The 21,048-nt window shown below is 69.2% G+C and carries 20 protein-coding genes, 3 tRNA genes and 4 pseudogenes; 5 read left to right on the top strand and 22 right to left on the bottom strand.

Annotation, left to right across the window (positions count from 1 at the left end; all coding sequences use genetic code 11):
• Positions 1-113 precede the first annotated feature (113 nt).
• The 17 genes and pseudogenes from ACFY23_RS16010 to ACFY23_RS15930 form a co-directional block, all read right to left on the bottom strand.
• Entirely contained in the window at positions 114-3,545 is a 3,432-nt protein-coding gene (locus ACFY23_RS16010; RefSeq protein ID WP_350682009.1) for a DNA-directed RNA polymerase subunit beta, read from the bottom strand.
• Between the two features lie 573 nt (positions 3,546-4,118).
• The gene (gene rplL, locus ACFY23_RS16005) at positions 4,119-4,505 is read right to left on the bottom strand and encodes a 50S ribosomal protein L7/L12 (protein ID WP_350682011.1); all 387 of its coding nucleotides are present in this window, start codon (positions 4,503-4,505) and stop codon (positions 4,119-4,121) included.
• 54 nt (positions 4,506-4,559) lie between these two features.
• Complete coding sequence (rplJ, locus tag ACFY23_RS16000; RefSeq protein WP_350682013.1) at positions 4,560-5,105, bottom strand: 50S ribosomal protein L10; 546 nt, start codon at positions 5,103-5,105, stop codon at positions 4,560-4,562.
• A gap of 337 nt (positions 5,106-5,442) precedes the next feature.
• Positions 5,443-6,132 (bottom strand): hypothetical protein, encoded by a 690-nt coding sequence (locus tag ACFY23_RS15995; protein WP_350818987.1) that lies wholly within the window; start codon positions 6,130-6,132, stop codon positions 5,443-5,445.
• The gene (locus ACFY23_RS15990) at positions 6,129-6,962 is read right to left on the bottom strand and encodes an ABC transporter ATP-binding protein (protein WP_350681610.1); all 834 of its coding nucleotides are present in this window, start codon (positions 6,960-6,962) and stop codon (positions 6,129-6,131) included. Before ACFY23_RS15990 ends, ACFY23_RS15995 begins: the two co-directional genes overlap by 4 nt.
• 77 nt (positions 6,963-7,039) lie before the next feature.
• Positions 7,040-7,756: a 50S ribosomal protein L1 gene (gene rplA, locus ACFY23_RS15985; RefSeq protein ID WP_350681612.1), complete on the bottom strand. Its 717-nt coding sequence runs from the start codon at positions 7,754-7,756 to the stop codon at positions 7,040-7,042.
• An 80-nt stretch (positions 7,757-7,836) separates the two neighbouring features.
• A complete protein-coding gene (gene rplK, locus ACFY23_RS15980; RefSeq protein WP_350681614.1) occupies positions 7,837-8,268 on the bottom strand; it encodes a 50S ribosomal protein L11 in 432 nt (143 codons plus the stop codon).
• Between the two features lie 184 nt (positions 8,269-8,452).
• Complete coding sequence (gene nusG / locus ACFY23_RS15975) at positions 8,453-9,175, bottom strand: transcription termination/antitermination protein NusG (protein WP_350681615.1); 723 nt, start codon at positions 9,173-9,175, stop codon at positions 8,453-8,455.
• A 38-nt stretch (positions 9,176-9,213) separates the two neighbouring features.
• Positions 9,214-9,606: a preprotein translocase subunit SecE gene (gene secE / locus ACFY23_RS15970; RefSeq protein ID WP_350681616.1), complete on the bottom strand. Its 393-nt coding sequence runs from the start codon at positions 9,604-9,606 to the stop codon at positions 9,214-9,216.
• 212 nt (positions 9,607-9,818) lie between these two features.
• A tRNA-Trp gene (locus ACFY23_RS15965) sits at positions 9,819-9,891 on the bottom strand.
• A gap of 125 nt (positions 9,892-10,016) precedes the next feature.
• Positions 10,017-10,409, bottom strand: coding sequence for a MaoC family dehydratase (locus tag ACFY23_RS15960; RefSeq protein WP_350681617.1), 393 nt, complete (start codon positions 10,407-10,409; stop codon positions 10,017-10,019).
• Position 10,410: 1 nt separating this feature from the next.
• Positions 10,411-10,857 carry a MaoC family dehydratase N-terminal domain-containing protein gene (locus ACFY23_RS15955; RefSeq protein WP_350681618.1) on the bottom strand — a complete coding sequence of 149 codons (447 nt, stop codon included), beginning with the start codon at positions 10,855-10,857 and terminating at the stop codon, positions 10,411-10,413.
• A gap of 122 nt (positions 10,858-10,979) precedes the next feature.
• Positions 10,980-11,147, bottom strand: a complete 168-nt coding sequence (rpmG, locus tag ACFY23_RS15950) for a 50S ribosomal protein L33 (RefSeq protein WP_013288652.1) — start codon at positions 11,145-11,147, stop codon at positions 10,980-10,982.
• A 132-nt stretch (positions 11,148-11,279) separates the two neighbouring features.
• Positions 11,280-11,352 (bottom strand) — tRNA-Met (locus ACFY23_RS15945).
• Between the two features lie 25 nt (positions 11,353-11,377).
• Positions 11,378-11,450: transfer RNA gene (locus tag ACFY23_RS15940), tRNA-Thr, on the bottom strand.
• Positions 11,451-11,546: 96 nt separating this feature from the next.
• A pseudogene (locus tag ACFY23_RS15935) lies at positions 11,547-14,075 on the bottom strand (putative bifunctional diguanylate cyclase/phosphodiesterase).
• Between the two features lie 51 nt (positions 14,076-14,126).
• Positions 14,127-14,267, bottom strand: coding sequence for a hypothetical protein (locus ACFY23_RS15930; RefSeq protein WP_350681620.1), 141 nt, complete (start codon positions 14,265-14,267; stop codon positions 14,127-14,129).
• On the opposite strand from ACFY23_RS15930, the pseudogene ACFY23_RS15925 reads away from it, so the two are divergent.
• Positions 14,266-15,042: pseudogene (locus tag ACFY23_RS15925) on the top strand (SRPBCC domain-containing protein); the annotation flags it as partial. The gene ACFY23_RS15930 and the pseudogene ACFY23_RS15925 sit on opposite strands and share 2 nt — an antisense overlap.
• Positions 15,043-15,310: 268 nt before the next feature.
• Positions 15,311-15,556 carry a hypothetical protein gene (locus ACFY23_RS15920; protein WP_350681666.1) on the top strand — a complete coding sequence of 82 codons (246 nt, stop codon included), beginning with the start codon at positions 15,311-15,313 and terminating at the stop codon, positions 15,554-15,556.
• 16 nt (positions 15,557-15,572) lie between these two features.
• Here ACFY23_RS15920 and ACFY23_RS15915 read toward each other — a convergent pair whose 3' ends face one another.
• Positions 15,573-16,094 carry a helix-turn-helix domain-containing protein gene (locus tag ACFY23_RS15915; RefSeq protein ID WP_350681622.1) on the bottom strand — a complete coding sequence of 174 codons (522 nt, stop codon included), beginning with the start codon at positions 16,092-16,094 and terminating at the stop codon, positions 15,573-15,575.
• Between the two features lie 74 nt (positions 16,095-16,168).
• Here ACFY23_RS15915 and ACFY23_RS15910 point away from each other — a divergent pair, with 74 nt between their 5' ends.
• On the top strand, positions 16,169-16,813 hold the full coding sequence (locus ACFY23_RS15910; protein WP_350681624.1) for a dihydrofolate reductase family protein: 645 nt from the start codon (positions 16,169-16,171) through the stop codon (positions 16,811-16,813).
• A 413-nt stretch (positions 16,814-17,226) separates the two neighbouring features.
• Here ACFY23_RS15910 and ACFY23_RS15905 read toward each other — a convergent pair whose 3' ends face one another.
• On the bottom strand, positions 17,227-18,111 hold the full coding sequence (locus ACFY23_RS15905) for a type II CAAX endopeptidase family protein (RefSeq protein WP_350681626.1): 885 nt from the start codon (positions 18,109-18,111) through the stop codon (positions 17,227-17,229).
• Between the two features lie 245 nt (positions 18,112-18,356).
• Here ACFY23_RS15905 and ACFY23_RS15900 point away from each other — a divergent pair.
• Positions 18,357-18,576, top strand: a pseudogene (locus ACFY23_RS15900) (IS5/IS1182 family transposase); the annotation flags it as partial.
• Between the two features lie 18 nt (positions 18,577-18,594).
• Here the strand turns inward: ACFY23_RS15900 and ACFY23_RS15895 are convergent.
• Positions 18,595-19,110, bottom strand: a complete 516-nt coding sequence (locus tag ACFY23_RS15895; RefSeq protein ID WP_350681628.1) for a hypothetical protein — start codon at positions 19,108-19,110, stop codon at positions 18,595-18,597.
• 161 nt (positions 19,111-19,271) lie between these two features.
• Complete coding sequence (locus ACFY23_RS15890; RefSeq protein WP_350681630.1) at positions 19,272-19,874, bottom strand: GNAT family N-acetyltransferase; 603 nt, start codon at positions 19,872-19,874, stop codon at positions 19,272-19,274.
• A gap of 133 nt (positions 19,875-20,007) precedes the next feature.
• Here ACFY23_RS15890 and ACFY23_RS15885 point away from each other — a divergent pair.
• Positions 20,008-20,361, top strand: a pseudogene (locus tag ACFY23_RS15885) (integrase); the annotation flags it as partial.
• 24 nt (positions 20,362-20,385) lie between these two features.
• On the opposite strand, the gene ACFY23_RS15880 reads toward ACFY23_RS15885, so the two are convergent.
• The gene (locus ACFY23_RS15880; protein ID WP_350681632.1) at positions 20,386-20,859 is read right to left on the bottom strand and encodes a hypothetical protein; all 474 of its coding nucleotides are present in this window, start codon (positions 20,857-20,859) and stop codon (positions 20,386-20,388) included.
• Positions 20,860-21,048 lie beyond the last annotated feature (189 nt).

Genomic DNA, 21,048 nt, shown 5'->3' with positions numbered 1-21,048 from the left:
CCGATGTTAGTGGATGATGTTCAGGTGGAGCACGTTGCCCCTTTTTTTTTTTTTTTTTTGTTTGGGGGGGGGGGGGGGGGGGGGGCGGGCGCGCCGCCCCCCGACCGCTCACCTCAGACCTCTTCGACCGAGCTCGGCTCGCGCCGGGACAGGTCGATGCCCAGCTCCTCCGCGGCCCGGAACACCTCGTCGTCGGTCTCGCGCATCTCGAGGGCCACACCGTCGCTGGAGAGCACCTCGACGTTGAGGCACAGCGACTGCAGCTCCTTGAGCAGCACCTTGAACGACTCGGGGATGCCCGGCTCGGGGATGTTCTCGCCCTTGACGATCGCCTCGTAGACCTTGACCCGGCCGAGGACGTCGTCGGACTTGATCGTCAGCAGCTCCTGCAGGGCGTACGCGGCGCCGTACGCCTGCATCGCCCAGCACTCCATCTCACCGAAGCGCTGGCCACCGAACTGCGCCTTACCACCCAGCGGCTGCTGCGTGATCATCGAGTACGGGCCGGTCGACCGGGCGTGGATCTTGTCGTCGACCAGGTGGTTGAGCTTCAGGATGTAGATGTAGCCGACCGCGATCGGGTCCGGCAGCGGCTCACCGGAGCGGCCGTCGAACAGCTGCGCCTTGCCGGAGGAGCCGATGAGCTGCTTGCCGTCCCGGTTGGGCAGGGTCGACGCGAGCAGACCGGAGATCTCCTCCTCGCGGGCACCGTCGAACACCGGCGTGGCCACGTTGGTGTCCGGCTCGGACTCGTGCGCCTCGATGGAGCGGAGCTGGCGCTTCCACTCGGCGTCGTCGCCGTCGACGCTCCACCCCGTCTTGGCCACCCAGCCGAGGTGCGTCTCCAACACCTGGCCGATGTTCATCCGGCTCGGCACACCCAGCGGGTTGAGCACGATGTCGACCGGCGTGCCGTCCTCCAGGAACGGCATGTCCTCGACCGGCAGGATCTTGGAGATGACGCCCTTGTTGCCGTGCCGGCCGGCGAGCTTGTCACCGTCCTGGATCTTCCGCTTCTGGGCGACGTAGACCCGGACCAGCTCGTTGACGCCCGGCGGCAGCTCGTCGCCGTCCTCGCGGGAGAAGGTACGCACGCCGATGACCGTGCCGGTCTCGCCGTGCGGCACCTTCAGCGAGGTGTCGCGGACCTCGCGCGCCTTCTCGCCGAAGATCGCGCGGAGCAGCCGCTCCTCCGGGGTCAGCTCGGTCTCGCCCTTGGGCGTGACCTTGCCGACCAGGATGTCGCCGGGGACGACCTCGGCGCCGATCCGGATGATGCCGCGCTCGTCGAGGTCGGCGAGCATCTCCTCGCTGACGTTCGGGATGTCGCGGGTGATCTCCTCCGGACCCAGCTTGGTGTCCCGGGCGTCGACCTCGTGCTCCTCGATGTGGATCGAGGTGAGCACGTCCTGCTGCACGAGGCGCTGCGACAGGATGATCGCGTCCTCGTAGTTGTGGCCCTCCCAGCACATGAACGCCACGAGCAGGTTGCGCCCGAGCGCCATCTCGCCCTCGTCGGTGCACGGCCCGTCGGCGATGACCTGGCCGGCCTCGACGCGGTCGCCCTCGAAGACCACCGGCTTCTGGTTCACGCAGGAGCCGGCGTTGGAACGGCGGAACTTGTGCAGCAGGTACGTGCGGCGGTGGCCGTCGTCCTGGTGGATGGTGATGTAGTCGGCGCAGAGGTCCTCGATGACGCCACCGACCTCGGCGACCACCACGTCACCGGCGTCGACCGCGGCACGGTATTCCATGCCGGTGCCGACCAGCGGCGACTCGGCCTTGACCAGCGGCACCGCCTGGCGCTGCATGTTCGCGCCCATCAGGGCCCGGTTGGCGTCGTCGTGCTCGAGGAACGGGATCATCGCGGTCGCGACCGAGGTCATCTGCCGCGGCGACACGTCCATGTAGTCCACGGCCGCCGGCGGGACGTCCTCGGTCTCGCCGCCCTTACGGCGGACCAGGACGCGGTCCTCGGCGAAGGTGCCGTCGGCCTTCAGCGGCGCGTTGGCCTGCGCCTTGACGAACCGGTCCTCCTCGTCCGCGGTCAGGTAGTCGATCTGGTCGGTGACCCGACCGTCGACGACCTTCCGGTACGGCGTCTCGATGAAGCCGAACGGGTTGACCCGGGCGAAGGTGGACAGCGCGCCGATCAGGCCGATGTTCGGGCCTTCCGGCGTCTCGATCGGGCACATCCGGCCGTAGTGGGACGGGTGCACGTCGCGGACCTCGAAGCCGGCCCGCTCCCGGGACAGACCACCCGGGCCGAGCGCGCTCAGCCGGCGCCGGTGGGTCAGACCCGCCAGCGGGTTCGTCTGGTCCATGAACTGGGACAGCTGCGAGGTGCCGAAGAACTCCTTGATCGCCGCCACGACCGGGCGGATGTTGATCAGGGTCTGCGGCGTGATCGCCTCGACGTCCTGGGTGGTCATCCGCTCGCGGACGACCCGCTCCATCCGGGACAGGCCGACCCGGACCTGGTTCTGGATCAGCTCGCCCACCGTACGCAGGCGCCGGTTGCCGAAGTGGTCGATGTCGTCGGCCTCGTAGCCCTCCTCACCGGCGTGCAGCCGGCAGAGGTACTCCACGGTGGCGACGATGTCGTCCTCGGTCAGCGTGCCGGTGGTGATCGGCACTTCCAGCTCGAGCTTCTTGTTGAACTTGTAACGACCGACCTTGGCGACGTCGTACCGCTTCGGGTTGAAGAAGAGGTTGTCGAGCAGGGTCTGGGCGTTCTCGCGGGTCGGCGGCTCGCCAGGGCGGAGCTTCCGGTAGATGTCGAGGAGCGCCTCGTCCTGGCCGGCGATGTGGTCCTTCTCGAGCGTGGTCATCATCAGCTCGGACCAGCCGAACCGCTCGCGGATCCGCTCGGCCGACCAACCGATGGCCTTGAGCAGCACCGTGACGGCCTGCCGACGCTTGCGGTCGATGCGAACGCCGACCGTCTCGCGCTTGTCGATGTCGAACTCCAGCCAGGCACCCCGGCTGGGGATGACCTTGACGCTGGAGAGGTCGCGGTCGGAGGTCTTGTCCGGCTGCTTGTCAAAGTAGACGCCCGGGGACCGGACGAGCTGGCTGACCACGACGCGCTCGGTGCCGTTGATGATGAAGGTGCCCTTGGGCGTCATCATCGGGAAGTCACCCATGAACACCGTCTGGCTCTTGATCTCGCCGGTGGTGTTGTTGGTGAACTCCGCGGTCACGAACAGCGGGGCGCAGTAGGTCAGGTCCTTCTCCTTGCACTCCTCGATCGAGGCCTTGACCTCGTCGAAGCGCGGAGCCGAGAAGGAGAGCGACATGGTGCCGGAGAAGTCCTCAATGGGACTGATCTCGTCGAGGATCTCCGCGAGACCCGAGCGTGCGTGCGGGTCGTCCGCCGACCGGCCCTGCCAAGCCTCGTTGCCGACGAGCCAGTCGAAGGACTCGTTCTGAATGGCGAGGAGGTTGGGGACCTCGAGGTGTTCGGTGATCCTGCCGAATGAAACTCGGCGGGGAGCGAATGCGCTCGACGTACGACTGGTCTTCGCAGGGCGGGAAGCTGCCAAGATGCGTCCTTCCGAGGACCGGTGCTGCAGAACGGCTGATACGCGTGCACTCCAATGACCCCACCAGAATTATCCGTAAACGGACATTTCCGAGCAGGGGTCAAGTCGGAAGGCAGCGCAAACTAGCAGTGTAGCCGAGAGGCTAACCGCTGTCCAGCCCACCCCGCAGGTCGTCGCGGAACGTGCCTCGGGACCCCTGGAAAACCGGGTCTCACCGGGCCGCTCGGAACGCGACGTTCCTGCCGGGCCGCTCGGGTGTCGCGGCCGATGGTGCTGCCGCTGCCATTACCCAAGTGGTGGCCGTTGCAAGCGCGGAAGGTCTTGCTGGTGTCAGCGTGCCTGTCAGCCCGGGGCCGCGTCAAGGGCCGGCATCCGGGTCACCCCGTCTTTCCCACCCACGGGCTATCGCCACGCACCACGTACGCGCCGACGCCAGGCGTGGACGCCCTGCTCACCGCGCTGCGACCGGGGCCACCAAGACGGCGGGCGGCGATCCACTGTCGGATCGCCGCCCGCCGTGACGCGGTGTGCCCCGGCTCACGTGAGCCGGACGCGCGCCTGGTCGACCTCAGGTCACTTGAGGGTGACCTTGGCGCCCTCGCCCTCGAGCTTGGCCTTGGCCTTCTCGGCGGTCTCCTTGTTGGCCTTCTCCAGGACGGCCTTCGGAGCCGACTCGACCAGGTCCTTGGCCTCCTTGAGGCCCAGGCCGGTCAGCTCACGCACGACCTTGATGACCTGGATCTTCTTGCCGCCGTCAGCCTCGAGGATGACGTCGAACTCGTCCTTCTCCTCCTCGACCGGGGCGGCCGGGGCGCCGGGGCCAGCCGGGCCGGCGACGGCGACCGGGGCGGCGGCGGTGACCTCGAAGGTCTCCTCGAACTGCTTCACGAACTCGGAGAGCTCGATCAGCGTCATCTCCTTGAACGCGTCGAGCAGCTCTTCGGTGCTGAGCTTCGCCATGTCTGGCGTCCTTTCCTGAATCTGTTAGGTAAGAACTGGGTGCGCCGCGGGGCCTCAGGCCGCCTCGGCGCCCTCCTTCTCGCGCTTGTCCGCCAGGGCGGCCGCCGCACGGGCGGCCTTGGAGAGCGGGGCCTGGAACAGGGCCGCGGCCTTGCTCAGGTTGCCCTTCATCGCGCCGGCCAGCTTGGCCAGCAGCACCTCACGGGACTCCAGGTCGGCGAGCTTCGTGACCTCGGCCGCGGAAATGGCCTTGCCCTCGAAGACACCGCCCTTGATGACGAGCTTCGGGTTGGCCTTCGCGAAGTCGCGAAGGCCCTTCGCCGCCTCGACGACGTCGCCCGAAACGAAAGTCAGCGCGGTAGGACCGGTGAACAGCTCGTCGAGGCCGGAGATGCCAGCGTCGGACGCGGCACGCTTCGCGAGCGTGTTCTTCGCAACCGTGTAGCTGGTCTCCTTGCCGAGCGAGCGCCGCAGCTGGGTGAGCTGGGAAACCGTCAGACCGCGGTACTCGGTCAGCACCGTGGCACCCGCGTTACGGAAGCTCTCGGTCAGCTCAGCGACGGCCGTGGCCTTGTCGGCCCGGATCGGCTTGTCCGCCATGTCCCTCCTCTCTCGTTGCTCGAGGCTGGTCACCGTCGTCGGCCGGAGCGTTCGACGGGAGCGGAGGCATCACGAGAACGAGAAAGCCCCGGCGCAGGGCGCACGGGGCGAGGCCCGGGACACGGGCACAGTCGGCGGACCGTGCTCAGCACCGATTTTCGCTTACCGCCCTGCGCGGGTCGCCCGTCGTCGCGGGACCTTCGACCGTGCCGGGGCACGGTGACCAGCGGTCTCTGGGTGGAACTTCGCGCCAAGGTTACGCGAAGAGTGCCCGGACCACCAAATCGCCCCCGGGTGCACCGCGTCACCCCCGCCGGCACCGGGAGCTGGCCTCCGGTCAGGGCCGGGTGCGACGCCGCCACAGGTAGGCCGCCCCGGCGGCCGCGCTCCACGCCACGGCCCAGCCGGTCAGCAGCGCCACGGTCGACGCGGCCAGGTCGCCGGCGGCGGCCCGCGCGGTCGCCATCACCGGCGGCACCAGCCACGGCGCCACCGAGCCGCTCAGGCCGAGGGCGACCGCGCCGACCCCGCCGAGCGCGAGCACGGCGACCCCGTAGCCGGCGCTGCCCGCGCAGGCACGGCTGGCAAGCGCCCCGAGCGCCACCGCCGCCGGTACGGCCAGCAGGTGCGCCCACAGCCCGACGGCGATGCCGAGGGGCACCGAGCGGTCATCCGGCTCCACCGGGCCGGTGACCCCGCCGACCAGCCAGGGGAAGACCAGCGCGACGGCCACCGTGCCGAGCCCGGCCACGCCGGCGGCGAGCAGGCCGGCCAGCCGCTCCCGGCGCACCCCGACCAGCGCCTGGGCCAACCGGCGTTGCACGTCCGGCTCCACGTCCAGCAGCACCTTGGTCTGCCAGGCCAGCACCGGGAAGAGCACCACCGCCGAGACGCCGTACGCCTCCCCCGGCTGGGCCCGGCCGCCACCGTAGAGGACGCCGAGGGCCACCAGGCCCGCGAGCAGCGGCGCCAGCGCCCGTCCCGTCCGCAGGAAGCCGGCCAGCCGCAGCCGGAGCAGGGCGGTCACCGCGCAGCCCCGGTGGCCGGGCCCGCCGGCTCCGCCGCGCCGGCCTCCGCCGTCCCCTCGGCGGTCGCGCGCCCGTCCGGCGTGTCGGCGGGCGTCGGCGCCTCGGGGCGTACGCGCAGGACGTGATGGCCCTCGGCGCGCAACCGGGCGACGGTGCCGGCGACCCGCGCGGCCGGCACCGCGAGCTCGACCACCGCCATCGCCGCCTCAGCCGGCGGCGCGTCCTCGGCGACCGTGCCGTCGACCACCGTCCAGCGCCGGGCGCCGGGCAGCCGGGCGACCTCGCCACGGTGGTCGCTGACCAGCACCGACCCGCCCGCTGCCAGCACCTCGGCGATCACCTCGGGCACCAGCTCCCGGGTGGCGGCGTCGAGGCCCTCCCACGGCTCGTCGAGCACCAGCAGGCCGGGCGGGCGCAGCATCGCCTGGGCCAGGCCGACCTTCTGGGCGGTGCCCTTGGACAGCTCCGGCAGCCGAACCCGGCGGAACCGGGCCAGGCCGAGCCGGTCGGTCCAGTGGTCGACCGCCCGGTCCGTCGCGGCCGGATCGAGGCCGGCGACCCGACCCATGGCGGCCAGGTAGCGCTCGACGGTGAAGGGCTGGTCGGCGGGGAACCGCTCCGGCACCCACCCGACGTGCTGGGGCCGGTCGGTCACCCGCCCCCGGCTCGGCCGCAGCACCCCGGCCGCCACCTGGAGCAGGGTCGACTTGCCCACGCCGTTGCGGCCGAGCACGACCACGACCTCACCGGGACCGATCCGCACATCCGTCTCCCGCAGCACCCACGGCCCACGCCGCCCGTACCGCAGCCAGACGTTCTCCAGTCGCACCCGGCCGAGCATGCCACAGCGGAAACGGAACGGGGCGCCGCCACGATGTGGCGACGCCCCGTTCGGGGTGCGTGTGCTCAGCCCTCGGCCGAGCCCTCCTGCAGGTTCTTCACCAGGTTCGGGTCGACCGGGACGCCCGGGCCCATGGTGGTGGTGAGGGTGACCTTCTTGAGGTACTTGCCCTTCGCGGCGGACGGCTTGGCCCGCAGGACCTCGTCGAGGACCGCCGCGTAGTTGTCGATCAGCTGGTTCTCGGAGAACGAGGCCTTGCCGATGATCAGGTGCAGGTTGGAGTGCTTGTCCACCCGGAAGGTGATCTTACCGCCCTTGATGTCCGAAACGGCCTTGGCGACGTCCATGGTCACCGTGCCGGTCTTCGGGTTCGGCATGAGACCGCGCGGGCCCAGGATCCGCGCGATCCGGCCGATCTTGGCCATCTGGTCCGGCGTGGCGATCGCCGCGTCGAAGTCGAGCCAACCACCCTGGATCCGGGCGACCAGCTCGTCGGTGCCCACCTCGTCCGCACCGGCGGCGGCGGCCTCCTCGGCCTTCGCGCCGGCGGCGAAGACGATCACGCGGGCGGTCTTACCGGTGCCGTGCGGCAGGTTGACCGTGCCGCGGACCATCTGGTCCGCCTTGCGGGGGTCGACGCCGAGGCGCATCGCGACCTCGACCGTGGCGTCGAACTTGACGTTGGTGGTCTCCTTGGCCAGCTTCACGGCCTCGGCGGGGGTGTAGAGCTTGGTCCGGTCGATGACCTCGGCGGCCTTGCGGTAGCTCTTGCTGCGCTGCATGTTCTGGTAACTCCTGTGGTCTATGGCGGGCCGCGGCGTCCGCGCGCCCTCCCACGAACTGGATCTGGCGGTGACCGGGGTCAGTCGGTGACGTTGAGGCCCATCGACCGGGCGGTGCCGGCGATGATCTTCTCAGCCTGGTCGATGTCGTTGGCGTTGAGGTCGGCCATCTTCTTCTCGGCGATCTCGCGCACCTGGGCGCGGGTGACCGAGCCGACCTTCTCCTTGTGCGGGACGCCCGAGCCCTTCTGCACGCCGGCGGCCTTGATCAGCAGCCGGGCGGCGGGCGGGGTCTTCAGCACGAAGGTGAAGCTGCGGTCCTCGTAGACGCTGATCTCGGCGGGGACGATGTCGCCCCGCTGGGACTCGGTCTGCGCGTTGTAGGACTTGCAGAACTCCATGATGTTCACGCCGTGCTGGCCGAGCGCGGGGCCGACCGGCGGCGCCGGGGTGGCCTGGCCCGCCGGCAGCTGAAGCGTGAAAGTCTTGACGAGCTTCTTCTTCGGAGGCATGTCTCTTCCTGGGGCTTGGAACTGGGAAAGGTGCCGGCCGCGGGCGCGCACGGTCAGCGCGATGCGACAGCGGCGACGTTCTAGGGTAGCGCAGCGTCCCGCCGCCCCTCCCGCCGAGGTCGCGCGGGCGGGTGGGACGAGTACGCCGGCGGCGGGCCGTGACCCACCGCCGGCGACCGGGACGTCAGATCTTGGCGACCTGGTTGAAGTTGAGCTCCACCGGCGTCTCGCGGCCGAAGATCGACACGAGCACCTTGAGCTTCTGCTGGTCGGCGTTGATCTCGCTGATCGTCGCCGGCAGCGAGGCGAAGGCGCCGTCGGTGACGGTGACCGAGTCGCCGACCTCGAAGTCGAGGACCTTGACCTCGGGCTTGGCCTTCTTCTGCTCGGTCTCGACGGCCGGCGCCAGCCACTTCAGCACCTCGTCGAGGGAGAGCGGGGCCGGGCGGTCGGCCCGGTCCGTCGCGCCCACGAAGCCGGTCACGCCCGGCGTGTTGCGCACGCAGGAGTAGGACTCCGCGGTCAGCTCCATCCGGACCAGGATGTAGCCCGGGAAGACCTTGGCCTGCACCTGCGACCGCTTCCCGTTCTTGACCTCGACCTCTTCCCGGGTCGGCACCTCGACCTGGTAGATGTAGTCCTCCATGTCGAGGCTCGTGATCCGGGTCTCGAGGTTGGTCTTGACCTTGTTCTCGTAGCCGGCGTACGAGTGCACCACGTACCAGTCGCCCGGCGCGTAGCGCAGCTTCTGCCGCAGCTCGGCGACCGGGTCGTAGTCCTCGTCCGGGGCGGGCTCGGTGGTGGGGAACTCCGGCTCGCTGGCGGCCTCGACCGACTCGTCACCAGCCGCCGTCGCCACCGTGGACTGCTCGTCCGTGGTCTCGGCGGTCTCGTCGTACTCAGGCACGCTCGCTCACTTCCGTCACTATCGGCTCAGTCGGCCGGTCAGCTGGGGTTGCCGAAGACCCACAGCACGCCCTTCGCGAAGGCGAAGTCCAGGCCGGCCACGATCGTCAGCATCACCGTGACGAAGGCGACCACCACGGCCGTGTAGGTCAGCAGCTCCTTGCGGGTCGGCCAGATGACCTTACGCAGCTCGGCCACGACCTCGCGGATGAATCGGGCGATGCGGCCGAACAGACCCACACGATCGGTGTCCGTCTTGGTCTTGGGCCGGCTGTCGGCCGACTCGGCCTTCGCCCGCGACCGCGTCGCGGTGCCGCCCCGGGAAACGGGCTCCTCGGCGTCGGTGGCGTCGTCGTCGGCCACGTCGTCGACGACCTCGTCGTGCAGACGGTCGTCGCCGGCGTCCTCGCCGCGCCGCTTCTTGTCGGCCACTTCGCCCTCCGTCGCGGGATGTCGGGTCGCACGCGGTGGGCGTGCGCAGCGCTTGGTCACGCCGGCCGGACCAACCGTCCCGCGACGGGCCGCGGCCGGTGGACCGGCCGGACGGACCCGAATGCCTCGGAACCACCCCGCCGATGCCACCACCACGGGCCGGACGCCGCCGTACGGCGGCGCGACCCACGGGAACGGTCAGGCCTGAGGCGCAGGGGTGACAGGACTTGAACCTGCAGCCTGCGGTTTTGGAGACCGCTGCTCTGCCAATTGAGCTACACCCCTGTGCGGCAACGCTCACCCGCCCGGTCACAGGACCGTGCAGGGGTCACTTGCCCCACGGCGGACCAGTGTACGGGTAGTCGCGCGACTTTCCCAACCGGTCTGCCCATCGCGCGTCGCGGGCCTGGTCAGCGGGCCGTCCGCACGGTCGCCCGGGCCTGCGAGAGCACCTTCTCCCCCCGGCAGGTCGCGGTCACGTCGAGCCTGGTCAGGCCCTCCTCGGTGACCTCCCGGACGACCGCCGTGACCTCGATCTCGGTGCCCTCGTCGTCGTCCGGGACGACCACCGGCCGGGTGAAGCGGACGTTGTAGTCGACGACCGCGTCCGGCCTGCCCGCCCACTCCGTCAGCGCGCGGCCGACCAGCGCCATGGTGAACATGCCGTGGGCGATCACGCCGGGCAGACCCACCTTGGTGGCGAACCGGTCGCTCCAGTGGATCGGGTTGAAGTCCCCCGAGGCGCCGGCGTAGCGGACCAGGTCCGCGCGCGTCACCCGGAACGTCTTGGCTGGCAGCTCCATCTCAGCCCTCCCCGCGTACGACGAGCTTCGACCAGACGGTCACCACCGGCTCCCCGGTCGGCGTGCCGACCTCGGTGCGGGTGGTCAGGAAGTCGTGCCCGCCGCGGCTGCTGACGTCCTCGACGACGCAGACGCAGACCAGCTCGTCCCCCGCCACCACCGGGCGGGTGTAGGCGAAGCGCTGGTCGCCGTGGACGACCCGGCTGTAGTCCACGCCGAGGGCCGGGTCGTCGATGATCTGCTGGCTGGCCGCCATGCTGACCACCACGGGGAAGGTCGGCGGGGCGACCACGTCCGGGTGACCGAGCGCGCGGGCGGCCTCCGGGTCGTGGTGGGCCGGGTCGGTGGCGCCGATCGCCGTCGCGAACTCACGGATCTTTTCTCGGCCCACCTGGTAGGGGGCGGTCGGCGGGTACGTCCGGCCGACGAAGGACGGGTCCAGGGACATGCCGCGAACCTACACGCAAAAAAGATCGCCGATCCGTACGGGGCGGCGGCGGCCGGAGCCGCGCCGTCCTGACGGATCGGCGATCGACGTGTGGAGACCGGGCCGGCCGAGCCGGCCGCGGGTCAGCGGGTCTCGCGGTGGACCGTGTGCTTGCCGTCCCGCGGGCAGAACTTCTTCAGCTCGATGCGGTCCGGGTCGTTACGACGGTTCTTGCGCGTGATGTAGTTGCGCTCCTTGCACTCCACACACGCCAAAGTGATCTTCGGCCGGACATCGGTCGCCTTCGCCACGGCGGAGTGCCTTCCTCGCTACGGGTAACAACTACGGCGCATCAGCCTACGCGCTGATCACGCGGACATGCAAAGTGGGCGCCTGTGGCGCCCATCCCACCGGCCGCCGGGAACGAGCCCGGTGGACGAGAGTAGCGGTGGCCGGACTTGAACCGGCGACACAGCGATTATGAGCCGCTTGCTCTGCCATCTGAGCTACACCGCCGTGGCGGGTCCAGCCGGACCCTCTGAGCCCCCTTACGGAATCGAACCGTAGACCTTCTCCTTACCATGGAGACGCTCTGCCGACTGAGCTAAGGGGGCCTGCGCGATCTCCCCGGGGGGTGACGCGCAGGGGATACATTACACGGCCGGGCGGCGGAGATGAAATCGGATCCCCCACCGCCGCGTTTTGGCAGCTCAGGGCACGACGCGCAGCCGGGGCAGCTCCCCGGCGGAGACCGCCTCCGGATCGACCTGGGCGCCGAACCACGCCTCCAGCCGCTCGTACGGCAGCGGCCGGCTGAACAGGAAGCCCTGACCGATCTCGCAGCCGATGTCCTGGAGCAGCTCCAGGGTCAGCTCGCTCTCCACGCCCTCGGCGACCACGGCCAGGCCGAACTGCTGGGAGAGGGTGACCACGGCGTTCACGATGGCGAGGTCGCCCGGGTCCGTCGCCATGCCCTGCACGAAGGAACGGTCGACCTTCACCTCGTGCACGGGCAGCCGGCGCAGGTGCGCCAGGGACGAATCCCCCGTGCCGAAGTCGTCCACCGACAGCCGCACGCCGAGGTCCCGCAGCCGCCGCAGCGTCGGGATGGGCCGGTCGGTGCCGTCCAGCACCCCGGCCTCCTTGATCTCCAACGTGAGCCGCTGCGGCGGTACGCCGTACTCGTCGAGCAGCTCCTGGACGCGGGCCGGGAAGTGCTGGTCGGTGAGCGTACGGGCGGAGAGGTTGACCGCGACGGAGAGCGGCTGGCCGGCGTGCGACCAGTCCCGGCTGCGCCGCAGCCCCTCGCGGAGCACGAACTCGGTGAACCGCCCGAGCTGGCCGGTGTGCTCGGCCACCGCGACGAAGTCCTCCGGGGCGACCGACCCGTGGGCCGGGTGCTCCTACCGGGCCAGACACTCCACGCCGACCAGCCGGCGGTCCCGGAGCGTCACCTTCGGCTGGAAGTAGACCTCCAGCTCGCCGTCGTCCAGCGCCCGCCGCAGGTCGCCGGCGAGCCCGAGCCGCCGCAGCGACCGGGACTCCAGCACCGGGTTGAACAGCTGCACGCTGCCCGGCACGGACTTGGCCGCCGTCGCCGCCAGGTCCACCCGTTGCAGCAGGGAGGCGGCGTCGCTGCCGTGATCCGGGTGTACGGCGACGCCGACCGCCGTGTCGACGTCCAGGGTGAGCGCGTCGAAGACCATCTCGTCGCGGATCTGCTCGCGCAACTGCGCGGCCAGCTCCACCGCCGCCTCGGCGCTCTCCAGCCGCAGCGTGACCAGGAACTCGTCCCCGCCGGCCCGGCCGACCAGGGCCGACGACGGGGCGCAGGAGCGCAGTCGGTCGGCGACCTCGGCCAGGACCTTGTCACCGGCGGCGTGCCCGAGCGACTCGTTGACCTGACGCAGCCGGTCGACGTCGAAGAGGAGCAGCGCCACCACCTCGCCGGGCGCGCGGATCTTGACCGCCTCGTCCAGCGCGCCGCTGATCCGCCGCCGGTTGGGCAGCTTGGTCAGGGCGTCGTGGTACGCGTCGTGCCGCAGCCGGTCGACCAGCCGGGAATTCTCCAGCGCCACCGCCGCGTGCGCCGCCACCGTCTCGAACAGGGGCACGTCGGTGCGGACGAAGTGGTTGCTGTCCCCGAGGCGGTTGGCGACCTCCAGCGTCCCGATGACCGCCTGGCCGGACCGCAACGGGATGACGATGACGTCCTTGACGCGCTGCGCCGACAGCGCCGTGCGCAGGTCGCCGTCGGTCATCAGGCCCCGCCCGACGGCCACCGTACGGCCCTCGTCGCGGGCGCGTTCCCGCAGCGCGGGCGGAGTCTTGGCGAAGTCGAGCAGGCCCGGGTCGTCGTTGCGCGCGGTGAGCAGCACCTCCGGGTGCCGCCCCTGGGCGGGCAACCAGAGGGTGGCGTACTCGGCCTGCATCAGGGCGCGTACCCGGCCAAGGAGGGCGTCGGGCAGGGTGCCGTACTGACCGCTCTCGCTCACGGCGCGGCTCAGTTCGTACATGTCGGCGAGCGTGCGGTGCTGCCGGAAGAACTGCGCGTACGCCCGGTAGACGAGGGCCAGCGCGGCGACCAGGACCGCCAGCAGCAGCAACGACCACCAGGTGGCCGCGATGAGGAGCAGGACGACCGTCCCGCAGGCGATGTTGATCGCCGCGGCCAGCAGTCCCGGCGGGGACTTCCGGAACACCTCGCGCCCGGCCTGCCAGCCCTGGAGCAGCGTGTGCACCCCGGCGATCGCGGTGAGGCTCACCAGGTTCACCATGCTCGCCGCGACGAACAGGGTCAGCCAGGTGGCCGGGCCCACGCCCCGCACCGGCGGAAACGCCTGGAGCACCAGGACGGCCAGCGACGAGCCTGCGGCGGCCCGGGCCACGTTGAACCAGAACTTCGTGGCGGTGGAGGGGTGCCGCAGGTGGGTGATGATCGCCGAGAGTGTGTAGATGGCGACGACCGTGAGCGGCCGCACGAGGAAGAACGCCAGGACGAGCGGGATCTCGTTGAGCGTCATCCCGATGGACTGCCGCCGGACCGTGAAGTTCAGTACCGGCATGCCGGCAGCCACCATGGCCACCAGCAGCAGCGCTGCCAGTGGCCATTCGCCGAACGGCTCCGGGGCGACCAGGCCGACGACCGTGGCGCAGACGACGGCGAGCATCGCCAACGGCCCGGTGATCAGCCAGGCATACTCCGTCGAGCGGGGACCGGTGCGGCCTCGACCCGCCATGCCGCTCCCCTCACCGGCCGCGCCGGCTCACATCATCGACGTCATGGTTCGTCAGAGCTTGGGCATGTTCCAGACGAAATCCAACAACTGAGCGTCGCCGACGTTCGAGGCGTCACCGACGAAGACGCCACCAGCCACAGCGGCGAGTGCGAGAAACGAGCCAAGCAGCCGGCCCAGCCTTCGACCAGACATGTTTGCTCCTGTCAGGGAAGTGTCACGGGGATGGTGGAGGTTCCACGATCGTGCCACAAGGCAGGTACCCAGAAAAGCCGTGCGTCTACCGCCAGCCCGAGCGTCGGTTACTCTCCGCCGTTCGGACCATCACCCACGTCGCAGCGGGCCAGATCACGAGCCTGCGCGGCCACCACCCACTTCGTACAGTGCCGAATACGACCTTCGGCGCATTCCGCTCGGCGACCGGATCCGGCAGGGGCTGGCCGACCCGCGCGGCCACCGCCCATCAGTCACCCGGGGAGCCGCACCACTCATCCGGACATCCGCCCGGGCATCGACCACCATACCCGGTCTGCGCCATCGCGCCAGTGCCTCGACACCATGCGCCCGATCGGTGGAGGCCACCCCCGGCCGGAGCGGCGGATCCGGACAAGCCGGTCAGGAGCCGGGCCGCGAGAGGCGCGCCCGCCGCGCCGTCCTGCGACGCGTCTACGACGCGCCGATCGACGAGGTCTGGGAGGCCATCACCACCCCGGAGCGGCTGAACCGCTTCTTCCTCCCGATCAGCGGCGACCTCCGCGAGGGCGGCAGGTTCAGCATCCAGTACAACGCCAGCGGCGAGATCCTGCGGTGCGACCCGCCCCACCTGGTGACCCTGTCCTGGTCCGCCCACGAGGGCGAGCCGGCCGACCAGGTCGAGATCCGCCTGAGCGCCACCGAGGACGGCAGGACGGCACTCGAGTTGGAACACGCCTCGGTGAACGAGGTCTTCCTGTCCAGCGACCCGAAGACCGGCATGTGGGGCGTGGGCCCCGGCTGGGAAGGCCCCCTGCGCTACCTCGCCAGGCACCTGAACGGTGAGCTGCGCGACGCCCCCACCCCCGGAGCGCGTCGCGCAGCTCACGGGGCCGTTCGCGCGGCGATGGGTAGAGGATTCCCGCCCTCCAGCTTCCGCGACGGATTTCCGTTCTGCCGCGTGCCCGATCCCAGCACGATGATCAACCCCTTGCACGGGTCGCACCGTGCCGCGACGATGAGCGCCCCCGCGCAAAGGAGCGCTCATGGCGGACCCGCCCAAGCATCCGGTCGAACAACCGGCCCTCCGATCGCTGATGCTGACGTCCCTCGTCCTCGCCGCCGCACTTCTCGTGTGCGGCGCGCAGCCCGGTGCGAGCAGCAGGTTCCTGAACGCCATCACGGCGCTGTTCTTCGCCGTCTTCGTGGTCACGTTCGGCCTCTACTGGCTGGCATGGGTGCTTCGGGAACATGAACTCTGGCGTGAGGGGCGCCGGGGCCAGGAGGAATAGGCAAGGGTCGTCTTCTCTAGCTCCTGGAAGCGGCGCGTTCGTAGGCCAGGGTGAGTTCGGCGAGGACGCCGTCGGCAGGTTGCGGATGGCCTTCGAGGTGCGTGGCCCGGAGCTCGTCCATGAACCTCTCCCACATCTCAGGACCACCCTCAGCGAGAAGTTGGGCGCGGATCGACAGCTCGGGTGTCGTGGGGAGCCATCGGGAACCCCAGGCACCGAGATGCGCCATGAGCGGCACGAGTTCGATCGCTGCCTCGGTGAGGCGGTAGTCGATCTTCTGTCGGTGGCTCGGGTCGTCATGCCGACTGAGCAGGCCCGCGTCCACGAGCCTCGACAAGCGGCTGGCGAGGATGTTCGACGCGATGCCTTCGATCGAGTTCGTGAGCAGCTCGCGGAAGTGCCGGTGACCGCCGAAGATGACGTCCCGCAGCACGACCAGGCTCCATCGATCTCCCAGCAGCTCGACGGTCAGATTGATCGGGCACCCCGATTTTCCCTCGGGCACAGGCAGGCGACCGACCCCTACTGGTTGCGACATGCAATCAGAGTAGTACGGTGCTACCGGTTGCGAGTTGCAATCGGTTGTTGCTCATTAGCTCCTGAGGAGGAGACATGGCGCAGCTGTTGAGGGTGCAGTGCTTCAACGTGTCACGTGACGGGTTCGGTTCGGGTGAGGGGCAAAGCCTGGAGCGGCCCTTCGGCCACGCAGACCCCGACCCCCTGTTCTCCTGGCGCGCCGCTACCGCCAGCTTCGTGTACCGCACCGAACCCGGCGGCACTCGCGGGCTGGACGACTACATGACCCGCGACTACGACTGCAACATCGGAGCGGAGATCATGGGTCGGAACAAGTTCGGCCCCCAGCGCGGCCCCTGGGAGAACCACGAGTGGCAGGGGTGGTGGGGGGACAACCCACCGTTCCACACGCCGGTCTTCGTGCTCACCCATCACGTACGCCCGTCGTTCAGCCTGTCTGACACCACCTTCCACTTCATCAATGCGAGCCCGGCCGAGGCGCTGGAACGCGCGAAGCAGGCCGCCGCCGGTCGGGACGTACGCCTCGGTGGTGGAGTTGCCACTATCCGAGAGTTCATCGAGGCCGACCTGGTCGACACGATGCACATCGCCGTCGCGCCCGTCGACCTCGGTCGAGGCGAGCGGCTGTGGGAGAGCCACACTGATCTTCTCGACCGCTTCCACCTTGAGTCAGCGCCGAGCCCCAGCGGAGTCACCCACCTCCTGTTCTGGAGGCGATGACCACACCCGCGCGAGCGCACACACATGCCGCTTCCGCGAGCCGACTGTGTCGCAGATCGAGCGGGCCGGAGCGGGATCGGGTGAGACTCACGAAGAGGCCCTTGACCGGCGTTGGCGCTGATCAAGGGCCTCTTTCTGCACCTGGTGGCGAGCAGCGGATCCGTACCTCTGTAGTTCTCGCGGCCGATTACCGAGCGCCATCCGCAGCGCTGTGACCAGGGGATCTGCCCCGTCGCACGCCGTCGGCGGCACGCATCCGACACAAACTCAGCTCTCCGGCGACGGCGGCGACCGCCAAGGCTTCGCGCAGCACCGGGCGCACGTGAGTCTGCGCCGCTGGCGTCCCCCGGTCGGCATCGCGCCGCACCAACGCAAGCTTTAGCTGAGGGCGGACGAGGACCTGGCAGGCGGGGTCACGCGCGGCGTCCGGGGGGCGTCAGGAACAGCTCCCGATCGCGCCAGACCACGACCACGGACAGCACCAGCAGCAGGGCGGTCTGGATCACCTTGGTGTCCGGGTGCGTGCGGAAGATCTCGTTGCCGAAGTTGGCGGCGAGGTGGAAGACGATCGCGACGAGGACGCTGCGGCCAGCACGGTAGTAGAGCCAGTTCATCAGGATGACGAACGGTATCAGCGAGAATGCGTAGTTGAGGCTGTGGATCAGGCCCTCCTCGACGACCTCCGCCTGGTAGTAGCCCTTGATGAAGCCGAGCGGCACGTGCCACAGCACCCAGACGACGCCGAACACCAGCGACGCCCACAGAACCTTCATCCGGGACGCGAGCGCGTCTGTGCCGTAGGTCTTCCAGGCGACCTCCTCCAGGACGGGGGCCAGGACGAGCGTGATCCACGCCGGCAGCAGGCCCGTCGCGAACGTGAAGCCGTTGCGGAGCTCGAACTGCGAGACGTCGTAGCCGAACGGGATGGAGATCGCGGTGGCGACGAGCAGGGCGCCGGGGAGCAGGGCGACGGCCGCCAGCCAGACCCAGGCGCGAGTGCCGCGCGGCGCGACCAGGCGAGTGAGGACGTCGCGAGTGAGCCCGTCTCTGCGGATGAACCAGATCGCCACGACGACCGGGGCGGCGAGACCGGCCAGGCCGAGGCCGGTCATGACGGCGAGGGTGGCCTGGCCAGGATCGGGCTGGTTCGACAGCCAGGCGGCGGTGAACCACAGCGCCCACGGGATGGCGGTGGCGAGGACGTAGAAGGCGAGGGGGTGGCGGTAACGGCTGACGTTCTCTAGCTCCAACGCGCGGGGCGTCTTGTCAGACCGGGGAGGTTGTGCCGTGTAGGTCATGACCTGCATGTTTGCCCTGCTGCAGCGCAATCGCCATGGCAGGCAGGGTTAGTTCCGGGACGACTCAGGGCGGGCTCAGGGTCGGGGACACGTTGATTTCAGCTTGATTTCATCCACTGGCCAAGTCGAGCAGCACGCAGCTGTGGCCCCCATGCTGCTGACCACCAGGTCCGCCCCCGCTGTTCGGAACGCTTCAACTTTCCGCGGCCGATTCGCGTAGCCGACCGCCCGCACCTCGGCGGCCACGTCATTCGGAAAGATCGGACCAGGTCGCCCGCCGGGAAGGGCAGCGCCGGCGGCAGACCTCCCGCCTTCGACAAGGTGACCTATCGCAAGCGCAACGTGGTCGAACGCTGCTTCAACCGGCTCAAACAGTGGCGAGACCTGACCACCCGATATGCCAAACGCGCATCCCTCTACCGAGCCAGCCTCGTCCTGATCGCCGCCATCATCTGGCTTCCATGATCGACAGGGCCGGCCCTTTCAGTTGCAGCCCGTCAGTGCGATCCTGCTGAGGATCGGCCGACCGAGCTGGAGCCCGATCACGGCTTCCCCGGCCTCGGCAAGATCCGCCGCGTCGAACTCACCGCTGCGTGCCGCCGTCCAGAAGTCGTCGGCCTCCACGGTCGTGCCGCTAGGGAAGATCAGCTCTATTTCGATCTGGACGCTATCCGCGAGGTCGAGATCGAGGTCGTCCTCGCCCGACGGATCGCCCGGCACACCGTCGTGCCATTCAACAGCAGGAATGGCGAAGCGCCGGGCTAGCAGCAGCCCTGGCGGACCGTCCGGCCACTCCAACACGCCGGCCTCGATGACCAGCGTGTCCGCCTCCACCTCACCTTCCCACCGGTCGAAGAGACCGTCCAAGGGAACCGCGAGGGACGCCCGGAAGACCCGCCAGGCAAGGTCCACGTCCTGGATGCGATCAGGGTCGCCGCCCTCCGCCTCAACCAGTCGGCGCAGTTCCTCAACTCCGTCACGCCATGAGAGGCTCGTCATGGCGACATTTGATCACTCAGCCACTCGGGTACGCCATTCGCCGGCCGCCGCAGCCGATCTTGTCGCTGGGTCCGTCGGCGTCCAAGACGGTCACTGCGGCCGGAGCGGCTGCAGTTCGCCGTTATACAGCGGGAGCGGAAACCGGCCACCCTGTTCGCCCACTATCGCTGAGGCGCCCCGAGATCACGGGGCACCAGCGAGAACAGGATGACATCGACCCGGCCAGCGTGGATGAGACCAGCATTCCGCATGATGCCTTCTCGATGCAGCCCCGCTCGCTCAGCCACTTTCTGAGAGGCGACATTGTCAACCGCTGCCTTCAGTTCCATACGCTCGAAACCCTGGTCGGCCAACAGCCAGCGCCCCACCGCCCGAGTCGCTTCGGTTGCAACTCCGCGTCCTCTGGCCCAAGGGGCGACCCAGTAGCCGACCTCACTGATTCGCGCGCCCCAGTCGGTCTTCTTCAGACCGACCGTGCCCAGGAGATCATCGGTCCTCGCGTCGGTGATCGCGAAGTGGATACCGTCACCGGACTCCCGCAAGGCATGCGAGACCTTCGTACACCAATTAGTGGCGTGGTCAAGCGTGTACGGCTGAGGCAGTGGCAGCCACTGTTGCGTCAACTCGTCCGAACACCCCGCATGAGTAGCCTCGACGTCCTTGCTGGTGAACGGTCGGAGAGTCAGCGCCCCTTCATGTATTGACACCTCAGGAAAGGCATGTGCCATGTGGCGTCTCTTTCTCTGCGTGAAACCGGCGATCATAGCAGCGAACGTTGGCGCGGTCTTTGACGGGCATCCTGACTGGACTGGACTCGGGTACGGCCAGAGGGCTGCACGCGGACCCTCACCTCGCCGGCTGATTCTCGGTCCCTTGACTCAGCGATCAAGTACCTAGCAGTACCCGCCCGGATCGAACGGCAATCTGTTCGCCACCCGACGCGGCCCCGGCGGCCGGTACATGCCCACCGTCGGACAGCCGATCCCGAACAACAACTACGGGATTGCATGGCGGGACGCGCGGGCAGAGGTGCTTACGCCGGCTCAGCAGCGCTCACCGCTGGCCCGCCGGCCGTATGACCTACGACACGCGGCCGTGTCGCTCTGGCTCAACGCCGGGGTGCTAGCGACCTAGGTTGCCGAGTGGGCCGGGCACAGCGTGCACATCCTGATACGGGTGTACGCGAAGTGCGTCTACGGCCAAGAGGAAGCCGCGCGTCGCCGGATCGAGGCGGCGCTAGGTCCTGTCCCCAAGGTTGGAGGCGTCGCAACGCGCTCATGCGCTGTAGCGTGTGGTCCACGTCCGCCGCTGGAGGTGCCACCCGCGCGACGCCTCGTGCTTGATAAGGACGCAGGCGATGGGGAAGTCCAGGCCCCCTGCCTCGGCGAAGCGGTCCGTGAACCACTCGTACAGGTGCCGGGCGGCGAACCGGCCGGCCTGCTGCAGCCGTCCGATCTCGTCGACCTCGATGCCGCAGTCGGCGAAGGCGAACCAGCCGAACCCGAAGCGGTTGAACCTGGTTGCGTAGAGCGATTCACCGAGGCTGTTGACAGCGATATAGTCGCCGTCGCGGTCGACGGCGACGAGATTGATGCCGAAGGCTCCACGATCGACCTCCAGCCTGAAGATCAGCGCGCCGGTATCGGCGTGATACGGGTAGCTGAAAATTTCGCGCAGCTTCTCGATGGTGCCCTCACGCTTGGCATCGATGTTCGTGACGATCTGCGCCCGGATGATGTCGCTAATCATGTCGATGGTCCTGACGAGAGCCGGTGGTACGGATCATGCTGCCGCTTGCAAGATCGGCGAGACGAAGCCTAGGCCAGACCGAACCGGAGCAGACACCCGGTCACGAGGGTCAGAGCGTTGATCACGGCGACACGTATGCGACACAGCCAGCGAGATCGAGCGGGCTAGTGCAGGATTGAGCGAGACTGA

This window comes from Micromonospora sp. NPDC000121 (assembly GCF_042899165.1).
Lineage (GTDB): Bacteria > Actinomycetota > Actinomycetes > Mycobacteriales > Micromonosporaceae > Micromonospora.
Note: the sequence above shows the minus strand (reverse complement) of the source record. Positions and strands in the feature narration are given on the sequence as shown.